The sequence below is a fragment of the Escherichia sp. MR genome (assembly GCF_005280595.1).
GTDB classification, from domain to species: domain Bacteria; phylum Pseudomonadota; class Gammaproteobacteria; order Enterobacterales; family Enterobacteriaceae; genus Escherichia; species Escherichia ruysiae.
The window spans coordinates 54004-71343 of record NZ_SZVK01000016.1; the positions used below are offsets into that span (position 1 = coordinate 54004).

At 52.2% G+C, this 17340-nt stretch carries 15 protein-coding genes, 6 tRNA genes and 1 pseudogene; 3 read left to right on the top strand and 19 right to left on the bottom strand.

Features of this window, described 5'->3' with window-relative positions:
* The first annotated feature begins 10 nt into the window (after positions 1-10).
* The gene (locus tag FC814_RS09560) at positions 11-493 is read left to right on the top strand and encodes a zinc ribbon-containing protein (protein WP_001044880.1); all 483 of its coding nucleotides are present in this window, start codon (positions 11-13) and stop codon (positions 491-493) included.
* A gap of 38 nt (positions 494-531) precedes the next feature.
* Here the strand turns inward: FC814_RS09560 and rihA are convergent, their stop codons facing one another.
* From rihA to miaB, 10 genes are all read right to left on the bottom strand, one after another.
* Positions 532-1467: a pyrimidine-specific ribonucleoside hydrolase RihA gene (rihA, locus tag FC814_RS09565; RefSeq protein WP_105289822.1), complete on the bottom strand. Its 936-nt coding sequence runs from the start codon at positions 1465-1467 to the stop codon at positions 532-534.
* Between the two features lie 117 nt (positions 1468-1584).
* Complete coding sequence (gene gltL, locus FC814_RS09570) at positions 1585-2310, bottom strand: glutamate/aspartate ABC transporter ATP-binding protein GltL (protein ID WP_000624497.1); 726 nt, start codon at positions 2308-2310, stop codon at positions 1585-1587.
* Positions 2310-2984, bottom strand: coding sequence for a glutamate/aspartate ABC transporter permease GltK (gltK, locus tag FC814_RS09575; RefSeq protein WP_000272809.1), 675 nt, complete (start codon positions 2982-2984; stop codon positions 2310-2312). Before gltK ends, gltL begins: the two co-directional genes overlap by 1 nt.
* Positions 2984-3724: a glutamate/aspartate ABC transporter permease GltJ gene (gene gltJ / locus FC814_RS09580; RefSeq protein ID WP_000020950.1), complete on the bottom strand. Its 741-nt coding sequence runs from the start codon at positions 3722-3724 to the stop codon at positions 2984-2986. Before gltJ ends, gltK begins: the two co-directional genes overlap by 1 nt.
* 169 nt (positions 3725-3893) lie before the next feature.
* A complete protein-coding gene (gltI, locus tag FC814_RS09585) occupies positions 3894-4802 on the bottom strand; it encodes a glutamate/aspartate ABC transporter substrate-binding protein GltI (protein WP_016159089.1) in 909 nt (302 codons plus the stop codon).
* Between the two features lie 396 nt (positions 4803-5198).
* Positions 5199-6737, bottom strand: coding sequence for an apolipoprotein N-acyltransferase (gene lnt, locus FC814_RS09590; RefSeq protein ID WP_137325869.1), 1539 nt, complete (start codon positions 6735-6737; stop codon positions 5199-5201).
* Between the two features lie 24 nt (positions 6738-6761).
* On the bottom strand, positions 6762-7640 hold the full coding sequence (corC, locus tag FC814_RS09595; protein WP_001278605.1) for a CNNM family magnesium/cobalt transport protein CorC: 879 nt from the start codon (positions 7638-7640) through the stop codon (positions 6762-6764).
* Positions 7641-7729: 89 nt separating this feature from the next.
* A complete protein-coding gene (ybeY, locus tag FC814_RS09600; protein ID WP_000084457.1) occupies positions 7730-8197 on the bottom strand; it encodes an rRNA maturation RNase YbeY in 468 nt (155 codons plus the stop codon).
* A complete protein-coding gene (locus tag FC814_RS09605) occupies positions 8194-9234 on the bottom strand; it encodes a PhoH family protein (RefSeq protein ID WP_001018040.1) in 1041 nt (346 codons plus the stop codon). The genes ybeY and FC814_RS09605 overlap by 4 nt, the downstream gene beginning before the upstream one ends.
* Positions 9235-9386: 152 nt before the next feature.
* Positions 9387-10811, bottom strand: coding sequence for a tRNA (N6-isopentenyl adenosine(37)-C2)-methylthiotransferase MiaB (miaB, locus tag FC814_RS09610; RefSeq protein ID WP_000162740.1), 1425 nt, complete (start codon positions 10809-10811; stop codon positions 9387-9389).
* Positions 10812-10956: 145 nt separating this feature from the next.
* Between miaB and ubiF the strand changes: the two genes are divergently transcribed.
* The gene (gene ubiF, locus FC814_RS09615) at positions 10957-12132 is read left to right on the top strand and encodes a 3-demethoxyubiquinol 3-hydroxylase (RefSeq protein ID WP_105289825.1); all 1176 of its coding nucleotides are present in this window, start codon (positions 10957-10959) and stop codon (positions 12130-12132) included.
* Between the two features lie 153 nt (positions 12133-12285).
* On the opposite strand, the gene FC814_RS09620 is transcribed toward ubiF, so the two are convergent.
* From FC814_RS09620 to asnB, 7 genes are all read right to left on the bottom strand, one after another.
* A tRNA-Gln gene (locus FC814_RS09620) sits at positions 12286-12360 on the bottom strand.
* Between the two features lie 48 nt (positions 12361-12408).
* Positions 12409-12485, bottom strand: a tRNA-Met gene (locus FC814_RS09625).
* 15 nt (positions 12486-12500) lie between these two features.
* Positions 12501-12575, bottom strand: a tRNA-Gln gene (locus tag FC814_RS09630).
* 34 nt (positions 12576-12609) lie between these two features.
* Positions 12610-12684, bottom strand: a tRNA-Gln gene (locus FC814_RS09635).
* A gap of 23 nt (positions 12685-12707) precedes the next feature.
* Positions 12708-12792, bottom strand: a tRNA-Leu gene (locus FC814_RS09640).
* Positions 12793-12801: 9 nt separating this feature from the next.
* Positions 12802-12878: transfer RNA gene (locus FC814_RS09645), tRNA-Met, on the bottom strand.
* Between the two features lie 379 nt (positions 12879-13257).
* Complete coding sequence (gene asnB / locus FC814_RS09650; RefSeq protein WP_137325870.1) at positions 13258-14922, bottom strand: asparagine synthase B; 1665 nt, start codon at positions 14920-14922, stop codon at positions 13258-13260.
* A gap of 247 nt (positions 14923-15169) precedes the next feature.
* On the opposite strand from asnB, the pseudogene FC814_RS23095 reads away from it, so the two are divergent.
* Positions 15170-15268, top strand: a pseudogene (locus FC814_RS23095) (hypothetical protein); the annotation flags it as partial.
* A gap of 50 nt (positions 15269-15318) precedes the next feature.
* On the opposite strand, the gene nagD reads toward FC814_RS23095, so the two are convergent.
* Both nagD and nagC read right to left on the bottom strand, forming a co-directional pair.
* On the bottom strand, positions 15319-16071 hold the full coding sequence (gene nagD, locus FC814_RS09655; protein ID WP_000153129.1) for a ribonucleotide monophosphatase NagD: 753 nt from the start codon (positions 16069-16071) through the stop codon (positions 15319-15321).
* A 47-nt stretch (positions 16072-16118) separates the two neighbouring features.
* Positions 16119-17339 carry a DNA-binding transcriptional regulator NagC gene (gene nagC, locus FC814_RS09660; protein ID WP_000187570.1) on the bottom strand — a complete coding sequence of 407 codons (1221 nt, stop codon included), beginning with the start codon at positions 17337-17339 and terminating at the stop codon, positions 16119-16121.
* Position 17340: the final 1 nt, after the last annotated feature.

The window sequence follows — 17340 nt, forward strand, 5'->3', positions numbered from 1 at the left end:
AGATGAAACGATGAACAAGGTTGCTCAATATTACCGTGAACTGGTCGCGTCACTGAGCGAACGCCTGCGTAATGGCGAACGTGATATCGACGCACTGGTGGAACAGGCGCGGGAGCGCGTAATAAAAACAGGGGAGTTAACGCGAACCGAGGTCGATGAGTTGACGCGAGCTGTCAGACGTGACCTGGAAGAGTTCGCCATGAGCTATGAAGAGAGCCTGAAAGAAGAATCTGACAGCGTCTTTATGCGGGTGATAAAAGAAAGCTTGTGGCAGGAGCTGGCAGACATCACCGATAAAACGCAGCTTGAATGGCGCGAAGTTTTCCAGGATCTCAACCATCACGGGGTTTATCACAGCGGAGAAGTGGTAGGGCTGGGGAATCTGGTCTGCGAGAAATGTCACTTCCATCTCCCGATCTACACGCCGGAAGTCCTAACGCTATGCCCGAAATGTGGTCATGACCAGTTCCAGAGACGCCCGTTCGAGCCGTAATGGTAGTGCCGGATGACGTGATACCATCCGGCGAGTTATTAAGCGTAAAATTTAAGCCGTTCAGCCAGTAAATCAACAAAGCCCTGACGATCAACATCGACCATTACAGTGGCATTCGGTTTATTGCCAGTCAGATAATAATAATCAACCACCGTCATACCCTGGGTATATTTCCCCTGTGTTTCCACGCCGACCCAGCGTTCAACGGTGGTGAACAGTTCAGGTTTCAGTAGCCAGGCGATGGTGCATGGGTCATGCAGTGGTGCGCCGACAAAGCCCCATTTTTCGTCTTTATGATATTCGAGGAAGAAATCCAGCAGTTCGGCAACAATGGTTGAAACAGGGTTGCCAATCGCGCGGAAACGCTCGGTGTCCTCAACGTGGATTTGTGCTTTGTGAGTAACATCCAGACCGGCCATCACCACCGGGATCCCTGACTGGAAGACAATTTCTGCCGCTTCCGGGTCAACGTAAATATTAAATTCAGCCGCAGGCGTCCAGTTACCGAGTCCCATTGCACCGCCCATAATCACGATACGGGCGATTTTACTATGCAGTTCCGGATGGCTATTGAGCAGCAAGGCGACGTTAGTTTGCGGTCCGGTAGAGACAATGGTGACGGGTTCAGCACTTTCGTGCAGCGTTTTCGCCATCAGCTCCACCGCCGTGCAATTTTGCGGCGCAAATGCGGGTTCCGGTAATGCCGGACCGTCCAGTCCACTTTCGCCGTGCACGTTGTCGGCGATAATCAACTCACGCATTAACGGTTTCACCGCGCCGCCTGCTACCGGAATATCGGTGCGATTAAGCAAGGTCAGCATACGCAGAACATTGCGTAAGGTTTTTTCTGGTGTCTGGTTTCCGGCGGAAGAAGTAATCGCTTTAACATCAAGCTCAGGTGAGGCGAGGGCGAGAACTATTGCGATAGCGTCATCATGACCTGGGTCGCAATCTAACAGAATTGGCAGTGCCATTGTTGCTCCTTGTTGTGTGCTTCTTTGCGACAAGGGTAACGCCAGGATGTAACAGATACGAGGGGCGAAACGATAAAGCGTGAGATGGCGCGCACTTGGCTATGCGCGCCAGAGTGATTAATGCAGGATTTTCGCGAGGAAGTCTTTTGCGCGGTCCGATTTCGGATCATCGAAGAAAGCGTCTTTCGGCGAGTCTTCGACAATCTTTCCCTCGTCCATAAAGATCACCCGATTCGCCACTTTGCGGGCAAAGCCCATTTCATGGGTCACCACCATCATGGTCATTCCTTCGTTCGCCAGTTCCACCATTACGTCCAGCACTTCGTTGATCATCTCCGGATCCAGCGCCGATGTCGGTTCGTCAAACAGCATCGCAATAGGATCCATACACAGCGCGCGAGCGATCGCCACACGCTGCTGCTGACCACCGGAAAGCTGTGCCGGAAATTTATTGGCATGTGCGGAAAGTCCCACGCGCTCCAGCAGCTTGAGTGCTTTTTCACGAGCTGGTGCTTTATCGCGTTTAAGCACTTTCACCTGCGCCAGCGTCAGGTTTTCGATAATCGACAGGTGAGGGAACAGCTCGAAGTGCTGGAACACCATGCCGACGCGGGAACGCAGCTTCGCCAGGTCGGTTTTTTTATCGTTAACCACGATGCCATCGACGGTGATTTCACCTTGCTGCACCGGTTCGAGGCCGTTGACGGTTTTAATCAGCGTTGATTTGCCGGAACCAGACGGGCCGCAAACCACCACAACTTCGCCTTTTTTCACTTCGGTTGAGCAGTCGGTCAGCACCTGAAAGTGACCATACCATTTTGAAACATTTTTCAGGGAAATCATTATGCTGTCCTTCTTTTCAAGTAGCTGACCAACAACGATGCGCTAAGGCTAATAACGAAATAAACAAATCCGGCAAACAGGATCATCTCAACCTGCGTACCATCACGTTCACCAATGGTTGAGGCGGTACGGAAGAAATCGGCCAGAGATAACACATACACCAGCGAGGTATCCTGAAACAGTACGATGCCCTGAGTGAGCAGTAGCGGCACCATTGCACGGAATGCCTGCGGCAGAATAATCAGTTTCATCGACTGCCAGTGGGTCATGCCGAGTGCCAGCGCGGCGCTCGACTGCCCACGGGAGATACTTTGAATACCGGCGCGGATAATCTCGGAATAGTAGGCCGCTTCAAACATCGAAAACGCCACCATGGCAGAAATTAAGCGGATATCTGTTTTTGGTGATAATCCCAGCACGTTTTGCAGAAAACCCGGCACGATCAGGTAAAACCATAGCAGAACCATTACTAATGGGATTGAACGGAACACGTTAACGTAGGCTTTGGCAAACCACGCCACGGGCGCAAAGCTGGACAGGCGCATCACCGCCAGCATGGTGCCCCATAAAATACCAATCACGACTGCCGTGATGGTAATTTTCAGGGTGATCACCAGCCCGTCCAGCAGATACGGCAGGGAAGGAACTATGGAACTCCAGTCAAACTCGTACATTACTTGCCTCCCATGTTGCCGGGCAGGCGAACTTTACGTTCAACCAGCGTCATCACCAGCATGATAACCGCGTTAATCAATACATACGCCAGCGTAATGGCGGTAAACGATTCCCAGGCGTGGGCGGAGTAATCGAGCAATTTACCGGCCTGCGCCGCCATATCCACCAGCCCGATGGTCGAGGCGATGGCGGAGTTTTTCACCAGGTTCATCATCTCGGACGTCATCGGCGGGACGATAACGCGATAAGCGTTAGGCAACAGCACGTAGCGATAAGCCTGTGGTAGCGTCAACCCCATCGCCAGCGCGGCATTTTTTTGCCCACGTGGCAGCGACTGGATCGCGGCGCGCACCTGTTCGCAAACACGAGCGGCGGTAAACAGCCCCAGACAGAGCATGGATGAAAGGAAAAACTGAATATTGGGATCCAGCTCGGCCTTAAACCACATGCCGATCTTCTCCGGCAGTAGCTCCGGGATCACCAGATACCAGGTAAAGAACTGCACAATTAGTGGCACGTTGCGGAACAGTTCGACATACAACGTACCCAGACCGGAGAGAAAACGGTTAGGAACGGTACGCAAAATGCCGAATAACGAGCCGACGAGGAAAGCGATAATCCAGGCGCAGATCGACAAAGCGATCGTCACCTGAAAGCCGCTCCAGATCCAGCCAAGATAGGTGGTGTTGCCGAACGGGGCTTGTTGTAAAAAAATACCCCAGTTCCAGTCTATAGACATAAATCTACTCCAGAAAAAAGAGGGTAGCAGCGTTAACTGCTACCCTCGAAGATTGTTACCCAGCGTATTGCGGTTTTCAGGCTCGATGGGGAACGACCATCAGGCGTATAGTCTGTCCGTGCTACGTAACAATCGAGAGGGCTGGAATTTCCGCCCCTGGTTCTTGTAATTAGTTCAGTGCCTTGTCATTCGGTTCTTTGAACAGTGCTTTCATTTCGTCTGACAGTTCGAAATTCATGTTCAGGTTTTTTGGCGGAATTGGATTTTTGAACCACTTATCAAACCATTTTTCCGCTTCACCGGAGGTCTGCACCTGAGCGATGGTGTCATCCATCAGCTTTTTGAACTGCGGATCATCTTTACGCAACATGCAACCGTAAGCTTCCTGAGACTGCGGCTTGCCGACGATTTCCCAGTTGTCTGGTTTCTTCGCTTTCGCACGCTCACCGGCCAGCAGGGCATCATCCATCATAAAGGCAACGGCGCGACCACTTTCCAGGGTGCGGAAGGAGTCACCGTGATCTTTGGCGCTGATGATGCGCATATTCATTTTTTGCTCTTCATTCAGTTTGTTGAGCAAAACTTCAGAGGTGGTGCCGGAAGTGACGACTACGGCTTTATCTTTCAGATCGGCAAAATCTTTAACATCGCCACCTTTTTTGGTCAGCAGGCGCGTACCGACCACGAAAATGGTGTCAGAGAAAGCCGCCTGTTTCTGGCGTTCGAGGTTGTTGGTGGTAGAACCACATTCAAAATCGAAAGTGCCGTTTTGCAGCAGCGGAATACGGTTTTGTGAGGTGATCGGAATCAGTTTCACCTGCAAGTCCGGTTTGTTGAGTTTCTTTTTCACTGCTTCAACAATGGCGTTGGAGTAATCCTGCGAGTAACCCACCACTTTTTGCTGATTGTCGTAATAAGAGAAAGGTACTGAAGATTCACGGTGACCGACGACAATCACGCCGTTTTTGGCGATTTTGTCCAGCGTACTGCCCGCTGCCGGGGCAGCGTCTTCTGCCTGTGCCAGTCCAGCAGAAAGCGCCAGGGCCAGGATTGCTGTGGCAGGTTTACGTAATTGCATATCCAACTCCTTTATCTCCTGCGTTAAGAACGCATGGATACCCGTTGTGAGTGTTTGTGTTGTTATCATCTGCAACTTTATTGTGCAGTGTTGTGCTTGTTAGGTAACATTTAGTTTGGCTAAATGTAAAGATATTGCTGTTTTATTGTTTGTTTTTGCGAGATGTACCGCACCATTCCGAAGCAAAATTCTTAAAATGCACCTTTTTGGTGCTATTGCTGTATTGCTGTGGTGCAACCGGCTTGCGCTAATGCCGGTTCAGGGTTTGCCTTGTATAACAAAGCAATAGATGTGCCAAAGTTGGATAGGGGAATTTTGTTATCCGGATAACGCACTGATGCCGCATCCGGCGAGCGTGCCGAAATACGGGATGTATTCCGGCACGATAAGAAGGGGTTATTTACGTCGCTGACGCAGGCTCATCAACACAGCGGCAAAACCAAACAGTGCCGTCAGCACCCACAGCGGCCAGTTGCCGGTACGTGCGTAAGGTGTGAGTCCGGTGGTCGGCGTCACGTGAGTGGTTAACACCTCGCGGGTGAACTGCGGGATCATCGCCTGAATCTCACCCTGCGGGCCAATCACCGCTGTAATGCCGTTGTTGGTGCTGCGCAGCAGCGGGCGCGCCAGCTCCAGCGCACGCATTCGCGCCATCTGGAAGTGCTGCCACGGGCCAATAGACTTGCCGAACCACGCATCGTTGGAGATAGTCAGCAGATAGTCGGTATCCGGGCGGAAGTTATCACGCACTTGCTCGCCGAGAATGATCTCGTAGCAAATAGCCGCAGTAAGCTCAATACCATTCACCGACAGCGGCGGCTGGATATATGGTCCACGGCTGAATGAGGACATCGGCAGATCAAAGAACGGCGCTAACGGACGCAGAATCGACTCCAGCGGGACAAACTCGCCAAATGGCACCAGATGGTTTTTGTTATATCGATCGGCTGATTCGTAGCTGTACGGTGCACCTTTACCCAGCGTGATGATGGTGTTGTAGGTATCGTAGCGGTTCTGTTTATTGAGACGCGCGTCAACAATCCCGGTTACCAGCGAGCTACCTTTATCGCGCAACTCACCGTCCAGTGCTTTGAGGAACGGTTGCTGATTAATTTCCAGATCGGTTATCGCCGACTCCGGCCAGATAATCAACGATGATTTGCCCATCAGCGGTGCCGTTGCGTTGTAGTAAATCTTCAGCGTATTAAGAAGCTGGCTTTCATCCCACTTCAGCGATTGCGGAATATCGCCCTGAACCATCGAAACCAGAATGGTTTTCTCCGGTTGCGGGGTAAACCACAGGATGTAACGCAGCGGGAAGGGAAGTGCGAACAGCACGACGGCCACCACCAGCGGACGCCAGTTGCGTTTGACCAACGCCAGTGCCAGCAGGCCGCTTACCATCATCAGCAGGAAGTTAATGGCTTCCACGCCCATTATCGGTGCCAGCCCTTTTAACGGGCCGTCAATCTGGCTATAGCCGAACTGTAACCACGGGAAGCCAGTCAGCACCCAACCGCGCAGAAACTCAGTCACTTGCCAGAGGGCAGGAGCCGCAATGGCTACGCGCAACCAGGTGGTTTTTGGCCACAGACGCGACAGCACGCCAGCAAACAGTCCGGTATACAGCGACAAATACGCCGCCAGCAGCACCACCAGGAAGATGTTAACCGGGCCAGGCATCCCGCCAAAGGTCGCGATGCTGACATAGACCCAGTTAATACCGCTGCCAAAGAGACCAAATCCCCAGCAAAAGCCAATAGCGGCAGACTGGAGTGGACGGCGGTTAAAGGTCAGCGCCTGAAGCCCCATCAGCGAAATAATCGCCGTAGGCCAGACGTCGTAAGGAGAGAAGGCCAGCGTTCCGCAGGCACCGAATAATAACGCCAGCAGCAGGCGAATGCGCTGGCGTTCAATTAATGAGGCAAAAGCCATGTAATTATCTATCCAGTTTCGGTTTTATTCATCCAGCTTCGGCTGGGGTGAGTCATCCGGGATTTTGACATGAACCTGAATAATACGCCGACTGTCAGCCATCGCCACTTTGAACTGGTAACCGTCGATGTCGATGGTTTCACCACGTGCCGGAAGATGCCCAAACGCCTGCATCACCAGACCACCGATAGTGTCGACCTCTTCATCGCTAAAGTGAGTGCCGAACGCTTCGTTGAAGTCTTCAATGGAAGCCAGTGCGCGCACGGTCCAGGTATGACGACTCAGCTGACGGAAGTCGATATCATCTTCTTCGTCATACTCGTCTTCAATCTCACCAACAATCAGTTCCAGGATGTCTTCAATGGTCACCAGACCGGAAACACCACCGAATTCGTCAATGACGATCGCCATGTGGTAACGCTGAGAGCGAAACTCTTTCAGCATCCGGTCTACGCGCTTACTTTCAGGAACGACAACCGCCTGACGTAACACTTTGTCCATGCTGAAGGCTTCGGCATCGCTGCGCATAAACGGCAGCAAGTCTTTCGCCATCAGAATCCCTTCAATGTGATCTTTGTCTTCGCTAATCACCGGGAAACGTGAGTGGGCAGACTCGATGATGACATCAAGGCATTCGTCCAGCGTCTGGTTGCGTTTCAGGGTAATCATCTGGGAGCGGGGGATCATGATGTCGCGGACGCGTTGGTCTGCGATGTCCATCACTCCTTCGAGCATATCGCGCGTATCTTCATCGATAAGGTCGTTCTGCCCGGAATCACGGATCAGCGCCAGCAGTTCGTCACGGTTTTTCGGTTCACCGTGGAAAAGTTGGCTGAGTAACAGGGAGAAAAATCCCTTCTTGTTGCTTATCGTGTCACTACTGTGTGAATTGTCGTCGCTCATGGCGTCGTATGGGTTCTCATGTTAGTTAATCAAAACGCCGTCGTTAATCACCAACGGCGGGGACGTCTGCCAGTCAAATGCCTGGCAAATTACTCTTTCTCGGCAATGTACGGATCCTCATAGCCCAGAGCAAGCATAATCTCTGTTTCGAGGGCTTCCATCTCTTCTGCTTCGTCATCTTCGATATGATCGTAACCTAACAAATGCAGACTGCCGTGCACCACCATATGCGCCCAGTGCGCCTCCAGTGGTTTGCCTTGCTCCTGTGCTTCCTTCTCAACCACCTGACGGCAGATAACCAGATCGCCCAGCAGCGACATCTCCATGCCAGGCGGCACTTCAAACGGGAAGGAGAGCACGTTGGTCGGCTTATCCTTACCGCGATAGGTCAGATTCAGACTGTGGCTTTCGGCGGTATCGACCAGGCGAATAGTCACTTCCGATTCTTCCTGAAACTGCGGGATCACCGCATTCAGCCATGTTTGAAACTGGCTCTCTTCCGGTAGCCCGGAATTATCTTCACATGCCAGTTGTAAATCGAGGATCACCTGACTCATTTTTGTTCCTGTTCTTCGCGCTTGCGTTCTGCTGCCAGCGCCGCTTTACGTTTTTGTTCGGCTTCTTCCCAGGCTTCATAAGCGTTAACGATACGCGCCACCACCGGGTGACGAACCACGTCTTCGCTGTGGAAGAAGTTAAAGCTGATCTCTTCGACATCGGCCAGCACTTCGATGGCATGACGTAAGCCTGATTTAGTATTACGCGGCAGGTCGATCTGTGTGACGTCGCCGGTGATAACCGCTTTTGAGTTAAAACCGATACGGGTCAGGAACATCTTCATCTGTTCGATGGTGGTGTTCTGGCTCTCATCAAGAATGATAAACGCGTCGTTCAGCGTACGACCACGCATATAGGCCAGCGGCGCGACTTCGATAACGTTGCGCTCAATCAGCTTCTCGACTTTCTCAAAGCCCAGCATTTCAAACAGCGCGTCGTACAGCGGGCGCAGATACGGGTCTACTTTCTGGCTTAAATCGCCAGGCAGGAAGCCCAGTTTCTCACCGGCTTCGACCGCCGGACGAGTCAGCAGAATACGGCGAATTTCCTGACGCTCCAGGGCATCAACTGCCGCAGCCACTGCCAGGTAGGTTTTACCCGTACCCGCCGGGCCAACGCCGAAGGTAATGTCATGGTCGAGAATATTGGCGATGTACTGCGCCTGGTTTGGCGTGCGCGGCTTAATTACGCCGCGTTTGGTTTTGATATTGACCGCTTTGCCGTACTCCGGCACGCTCTCCGCGCTTTGCTCCAGTACCCGCGCTTCTTTAATCGCAAGGTGGATCTGTTCCGGTTCGATATCCTGAATCTGACCGCGCATCGGGGCAGTATCGACATACAGGCTACGCAGAATGTCTGCCGCAGCGGTGACGCAAATCGGACGGCCGGTCAGTTTAAAGTGGTTATCGCGGCGATTGATCTCGATGCCGAGACGGCGTTCGAGCTGCTTGATGTTGTCATCAAACGGGCCGCACAGGCTCAACAGACGCGCGTTGTCTGCTGGCTCCAGGGTGATTTCGCGAGTGTCTATGTTCAAACCGTTCCTCTTATCTGTATGCCGCCGGAAGCTGAACATTCACCGGCCTATAAGGAAATTATTCACGCCACAGGAAAAAGGCGCAAGCATTGCGATAAAGATGGGGATAAAGAGAGAAAAAACAAGGCCCACCGGAACGGCGGGCCTGAGAATTACGGCTGATAATAACCCACGCCAAGGTCGTTTTCTTTGCGAGTACGGGCAATCACCGATTCCGGTGTTTCTGCCACGCGCAGACCCATTTCATCTTCAGTTCGCACCACTTTACCGCGCAGAGAGTTCGGGTAGACGTCGGTAATTTCTACATCGACGAATTTACCGATCATATCCGGTGTGCCCTCGAAGTTGACCACGCGGTTATTTTCGGTACGCCCGGAAAGCTCCATGATGCTCTTACGTGAAGTCCCTTCTACCAGAATACGCTGGGTGGTGCCGAGCATCCGGCGGCTCCATGCCATCGCTTGCTGATTAATGCGCTCTTGCAGAATATACAGACGCTGCTTCTTCTCTTCTTCCGGAACATCATCAACCATATCGGCGGCAGGCGTTCCTGGACGTGCTGAGAAGATAAAGCTGTAGCTCATGTCGAAATTGACGTCGGCAATCAGCTTCATCGTTTTCTCGAAGTCTTCGGTGGTTTCACCAGGGAAGCCAACGATGAAATCAGAACTGATCTGAATATCCGGACGCGCCGCACGCAGTTTACGGATGATCGCTTTGTACTCCAGCGCCGTATGAGTACGGCCCATCAGGTTCAGAATGCGATCGGAACCGCTCTGTACCGGCAGATGCAGGAAGCTCACCAGCTCCGGCGTGTCGCGGTACACTTCGATGATATCGTCGGTGAATTCGATCGGATGGCTGGTGGTAAAGCGAATACGATCGATCCCGTCGATCGCAGCAACCAGACGCAGCAGATCGGCAAACGATCCTGTGGTGCCGTCGTAGTTTTCACCACGCCAGGCGTTCACGTTCTGACCGAGCAGGTTGACTTCACGCACGCCCTGAGCCGCAAGCTGGGCAATCTCAAACAGAATATCGTCGGATGGACGGCTTACCTCTTCACCACGGGTGTAAGGCACCACGCAGTAGGTGCAATATTTATTGCAGCCTTCCATGATGGAGACAAATGCGGTCGGCCCTTCGGCGCGCGGTTCCGGCAGACGGTCAAACTTCTCAATTTCCGGGAAGCTGATATCTACAACCGGGCTGCGGTCGCCGCGCACGGAGTTGATCATCTCCGGCAGGCGGTGCAGCGTTTGCGGCCCAAAAATAATATCGACATAGTGGGCGCGCTGGCGAATGTGCTCGCCTTCTTGCGATGCCACGCAGCCGCCGACGCCGATAATCAGGTCTGGATTCTTCTCTTTTAACAGTTTCCAGCGACCCAACTGATGGAAGACTTTTTCCTGAGCCTTCTCGCGGATTGAGCAGGTGTTCAGCAGCAGCACATCCGCTTCTTCCGCCACGTCGGTCAGTTGATAGCCGTGGGTGGCATCCAGCAGATCGGCCATCTTCGATGAATCGTACTCGTTCATCTGACAGCCCCAGGTTTTAATATGGAGTTTTTTGGTCATCGACTTGCTCTTGCGAAATAGTAGCCAGGAATGCAGGGCGCATAGTGTAATGCTTTGCTGCCGTTGTGACCAGTATGAGCGTTATCAGCCCTTGGGGGTAAAAATCCTGTAAACTTAAAGCATATTGCTAACAGGATGATTGACCATGACAAATCAACCAACGGAAATTGCCATTGTCGGCGGAGGAATGGTCGGTGGCGCACTGGCGCTGGGACTGGCACAGCACGGATTTACGGTAACGGTTATCGAACATGCCGAACCTGCACCGTTTGTCGCAGGTAGTGAGCCGGACGTGCGGATCTCAGCGATCAGCGCGGCTTCGGTATCATTGCTTAAAGGTTTAGGCGTCTGGGATGCGGTACAGGCCATGCGTTGCCATCCTTATCGCAGACTGGAAACCTGGGAGTGGGAAACCGCGCATGTGGTGTTTGACGCAGCTGAATTAAAGCTGCCGTTGCTGGGCTATATGGTGGAAAACACCGTCCTGCAACAGGCGCTGTGGCAGGCGCTGGAAGCGCATCCGAAAGTAACGTTACGTGTACCTACCTCGCTGATTGCGCTGCATCGCCATAATGATCTTCAGGAGCTGGAACTGAAGGGCGGTGAAACGATCCGCGCGAAGCTGGTGATTGGTGCCGACGGCGCAAATTCGCAGGTGCGGCAGATGGCGGGAATTGGCGTTCATGCCTGGCAGTATGCGCAGTCGTGTATGTTGATTAGCGTACAGTGTGAGAACGATCCCGGCGACAGCACCTGGCAGCAATTTACCCCGGACGGACCGCGTGCGTTTCTGCCGTTGTTTGATAACTGGGCATCGCTGGTGTGGTATGACTCTCCGGCGCGTATTCGCCAGTTGCAGAATATGAATATGGCGCAGCTCCAGACGGAAATCGCGAAGCATTTCCCGTCGCGTCTGGGTTATGTGACACCGCTTGCCGCTGGTGCGTTTCCGCTGACGCGTCGCCATGCGTTGCAGTATGTGCAGCCAGGGCTTGCGCTGGTGGGCGATGCCGCGCATACCATCCATCCGCTGGCGGGGCAGGGGGTGAATCTTGGTTATCGTGATGTCGATGCCCTGATTGACGTTCTGGTGAACGCCCGCAGCTACGGCGAAGCGTGGGCCAGTTATCCGATCCTCAAACGTTACCAGATGCGGCGCATGGCGGATAACTTCATTATGCAAAGCGGTATGGATCTGTTTTATGCCGGATTCAGCAATAATCTACCGCCGCTGCGTTTTGTGCGTAATCTCGGGTTAATGGCGGCGGAGCGTGCGGGCGTACTGAAACGTCAGGCGCTGAAATATGCGTTAGGATTATAGCCTTACAACATTGCCGGATGCATGCCAACCGTAGGTCGGATAAGACGCGGCAGCGTCGCATCCGACATTGAAGGATAAGACGTGTCAACATCGCATTCGACATTGAATATACGCAGAAAAACAAAAAGCTCGCCGAAGCGAGCTTTTTTAATGTGGCTGGGGTACGAGGATTCGAACCTCGGAATGCCGGAATCAGAATCCGGTGCCTTACCGCTTGGCGATACCCCAACAAATTTGTTTTTGAATTTGCCGAACGTATTCGACACATTCAGAATTTGGTGGCTACGACGGGATTCGAACCTGTGACCCCATCATTATGAGTGATGTGCTCTAACCAACTGAGCTACGTAGCCAGATTGTTTCTTCGATGGCTGGGGTACCTGGATTCGAACCAGGGAATGCCGGTATCAAAAACCGGTGCCTTACCGCTTGGCGATACCCCAATAACCGGGCGATGAACCGCTTACTCGAAGAATATGGCTGGGGTACCTGGATTCGAACCAGGGAATGCCGGTATCAAAAACCGGTGCCTTACCGCTTGGCGATACCCCATCCGTACAACGCTTTCTGGTGAATGGTGCGGGAGGCGAGACTTGAACTCGCACACCTTGCGGCGCCAGAACCTAAATCTGGTGCGTCTACCAATTTCGCCACTCCCGCAAAAAAAGATGGTGGCTACGACGGGATTCGAACCTGTGACCCCATCATTATGAGTGATGTGCTCTAACCAACTGAGCTACGTAGCCATCTTTTTTTCGCGATACCTTATCGGCGTTGCGGGGCGCATTATGCGTATAGAGCCTTGCAGCGTCAACCTCTTTTTCAAGGAAAATTGCTCGAAAGTGACTGTTTGGTTAGGTTGCGAACAGCGTGGCGCTATATTCGTCAATTATTGTTTACTTTGTGTTTTTTTCCCACCCTACAGCCATTCTTTTGTCGTACAGGATGAAATTCGGAATTCAACAATAGTGGTGGGAAATTAATCTATGAAGTACTGGCCTACAGTGATGAATTGTCAAACAGTGATGTGGCAAACCCGGAACATTTCCTTACTGCATATCAGAATCAACAAGCTCCCCAGTAACTGAAATTGCCCCGGATTTCTCCGGGGCGTTAATACACTTCTTATTTATATGCCGACTGGTGAACGCCGACCGCGCGGCCAGACGGATCGTCCATTTTCTTGAACGCTTCATCCCACTCGATCGCTTTGGCAGAAGAACAGGCGACGGATGGGCCGCCCGGTACGCACTCAGCGGCGCTCGGAAGCGGGAACAATTCTTCAAAGATTTCCCGGTACAGATACGCTTCTTTTGAGGTCGGTGTGTTGTACGGGAAGCGGAAGCGGGCGGTTTCCAGTTGTTGATCAGAAACTTGCTGCGCCGCCACTTCTTTCAGGGTGTCGATCCAGCTATAACCGACGCCATCCGAGAACTGCTCTTTCTGCCGCCAGGCCACGCTTGCGGGCAAATACGATTCAAAACATTCACGCAGGATGTGTTTTTCCATTTTGCCGTTGCCGCACATTTTATCCTGTGGGTTAATGCGCATTGCCACATCGAGGAATTTCTTGTCGAGGAACGGAACGCGTGCTTCCACGCCCCAGGCTGACATCGCTTTGTTGGCGCGCGCGCAGTCATACATATGTAGAGCCAGCAGTTTACGTACTGTCTCTTCATGTAGCTCTTTGGCGTTCGGCGCTTTGTGGAAGTAAAGATAACCACCAAACACTTCGTCAGAACCTTCACCGGACAGCACCATTTTAATGCCCATCGCCTTGATCTTACGCGACATTAAATACATCGGTGTTGAAGCACGAATAGTCGTCACGTCATACGTTTCGATGTGGTAAATCACGTCGCGGATGGCATCGAGACCTTCCTGTACGGTGAAGTGAATTTCATGATGTACAGTACCCAGATGGTTTGCCACTTCCTGTGCCGCTTTCAGATCCGGTGAACCCGGCAGACCCACGGCAAAAGAGTGCAACTGCGGCCACCAGGCTTCGGAACGTTCCTGATCTTCCACGCGACGGGCGGCGTATTTCTTGGTGATAGCGGAAATAATTGAGGAATCCAGACCACCAGAGAGCAGCACACCGTAAGGCACATCAGACATCAGATGGCTTTTCACGGAATCTTCCAATGCCTGACGTAGCTCGTTTTTGTCGGTCACGTTATCTTTCACCGCATCGTAGTCGAACCAGTCACGGTGATAATAAGAACGGATTTCGCCGTCCTGACTCCACAAATAGCTCCCCGCCGGGAACTCTTTAATCGTGCGGCAAACCGGCACGAGGGCTTTCATTTCTGAGGCCACATACAGCTGACCGTGTTCGTCATAGCCCATATACAGCGGGATGATCCCCAGATGGTCGCGACCAATCAGGTATGCATCTTTTTCGCTGTCGTACAGGGCAAAGGCAAACATGCCCTGCAAATTGTCAAGAAATTCCGCCCCTTTTTCCTGATATTGCGCGAGGATCACTTCGCAGTCAGATCCGGTCTGGAACTGGTAACGATCGCCATACTCAGCACGCAGTGCCTGGTGGTTGTAGATTTCACCGTTTACTGCCAGCACATGAGTTTTTTGTTGGTTGTAGAGAGGTTGCGCCCCCGCGTTAACGTCAACAATTGACAGACGTTCGTGAGCGAGAATGGCGTTATCGCTGGCATAAATACCGGACCAGTCCGGGCCACGATGACGCATCAGGCGTGACAGCTCGAGTGCTTTTTTACGCAGTTCAACTGCGTCTGTTTTGATATCGAATACGCCAAAAATTGAACACATAACCTTCTCCGTTAACCTGGTATTTGTTGCTTGTTGTGTTTGCTTGTTTAAAAAAATGCCGCAAAGCAGCACTGTGCGCAAGCGATTTGGCGGTGGAAAAATAAAAAACGTAATGGTGATTGCTGATTGATGAAAAAGGGTAGGGTATGGTGGCGTGTTTATTGATGAATCGATAATTTTTAGCGGGTTTTATTGAATGGTTATATTTTACGGGGGCCAAATTGCTGACAAAGTGCGATTTGTTCATGCCGGATGCGGCGTGAACGCCTTATCCGGCCTACAAAAGCATGAAAATTCAATGTATTGCAGGAGCTGCGTAGGCCTGATAAGCGTAGCGCATCAGGCAGTTTGGCGTTTGTCATCAGAGCCACCCACGTCCGCAGACGTGGGTGGTATTCAGATAACGTCGATTTCAGCGACTGACGGGTAAATCCAGCTTGGGCGGAACGGCATACTGTCGATATCGTCAAGCGACGAAACACCAGAGAGCACAAGAATCGTCTCCAGACCGGCCTGGAAGCCCGCCAGAATGTCGGTACGCAAGTTATCGCCGACAATCACCGTTTCTTCCGAATGCGCCTGCATTTTGTTTAATGCTGCGCGGATGATCCACGGGCTGGGCTTACCAACATAGAACGGTTTGCGCCCGGAGATTTTCTCAATCCCTGCACACAACGCGCCACAGGCGGGATAAAAACCGCGCCCATGAGTATCCGGGTTGGTGGCGATAAAGCGCGCACCGTTAGCGACGAAATAGGCTGCTTTATGCATCATGTCCCAGTTGTAGGAACGCGTTTCGCCAACAATCACAAAATCAGGGTTCACATCGGTAATAGTGAAACCGGCTTTGTACAGTTCATGAATCAGTGCACCTTCGCCCACCACATACGCTTTCTTGCCTTCCTGGCGACGCAGGAAATCGGCGGTCGCCATCGCAGAGGTATAAAACACGCTATCCGGCACATCGACACCGGCAGTGGCAAAGCGGTTCGCCAGATCTTGCCCGGTCTGCGAAGGATAGTTGGTCAGCAACACCAGCGGCAGGCCTTTATCCATAATCCCGTGCAAAAATTCCGCTGCACCTGGTACGGCGACATTATCGTGCATCAGCACGCCGTCGATATCGCAAATTACATTTTTAATGGTCATGGACTACCCAGAATATTGACAACAATAAGCGCCACTATAAAAGCACATTAATTTTCCAGCAAATGCTGGAGCAAAATACCGTTGAGCATGGCGCGTTTTACCAGCGCAAAAGCGCCGATTGCTGAGCGGTGATCCAGCTCAGAACGTACCACCGGCAGATTAGTGCGAAATGCCTTCAGCGCCTGGGTATTAATGCAGCTTTCAATAGCAGGGAGCAGCACTTTATCGGCTTCGGTGATTTCACCGGCAATAACAATTTTTTGCGGATTAAATAAGTTGATAGCAATGGCGATGGTTTTACCCAGATGACGACCGACATACTCAATCACTTCCGACGCCAGACCGTCACCTTTGTTCGCGGCTTTGCAGATAGTTTTGATGGTGCAATCGTCCAGCGGCACGCGACTCTGGTAGCCCTGCTTTAACAGATTCAACACCCGTTGTTCAATGGCAGCGTTGGCAGCGATAGTTTCCAGACAACCAAAGTTGCCGCAGTGGCAGCGTTCACCCAGCGGTTCGACCTGAATATGACCAATTTCACCAACGTTGCCGTTGCGACCGATAAAAATGCGCCCGTTAGAGATAATTCCGGCTCCGGTTCCGCGATGTACTCGCACCAGAATGGAGTCTTCGCAATCCTGACTTGCACCGAAGTAGTGCTCTGCCAGCGCCAGACTACGGATATCGTGGCCGACAAAACAGGTCACTTTAAAACGCTCTTCCAGTGCTTCTACCAGCCCCCAGTTTTCCACCTGAATATGCGGCATGTAATGAATTTTGCCGCTGTCCGGGTCAACAAGCCCAGGCAGGATCACGGAAATCGCGATCAGCTCGCGCAGTTTGCGCTGGTAGCTATCAATAAACTGAGCAATGGCATTCAGCAGGGCATGTTCCAGCGTCTGCTGGGTTCGTTCAGGCAGCGGGTAATGTTCTTCTGCCAGCACTTTGCTACTGAGATCAAACAGGGTGATGGTGGCATCGTGACGACCAAGTCGTACGCCGATAGCGTGGAAATTACGAGTTTCAGTGACGATGGAGATAGCGCGGCGGCCTCCGGTGGAGGCCTGCTGATCGACTTCTTTGATCAGCCCGCGCTCGATAAGCTGACGTGTAATTTTGGTTACGCTGGCGGGGGCAAGCTGGCTTTGCTCAGCAATCTGAATTCGCGAGATTGGCCCGAACTGGTCAATCAGGCGATAAACCGCCGCGCTGTTAAGCTGTTTTACGAGATCAACATTACCTATCTGAGCTTGTCCGCCTGGTGTCATA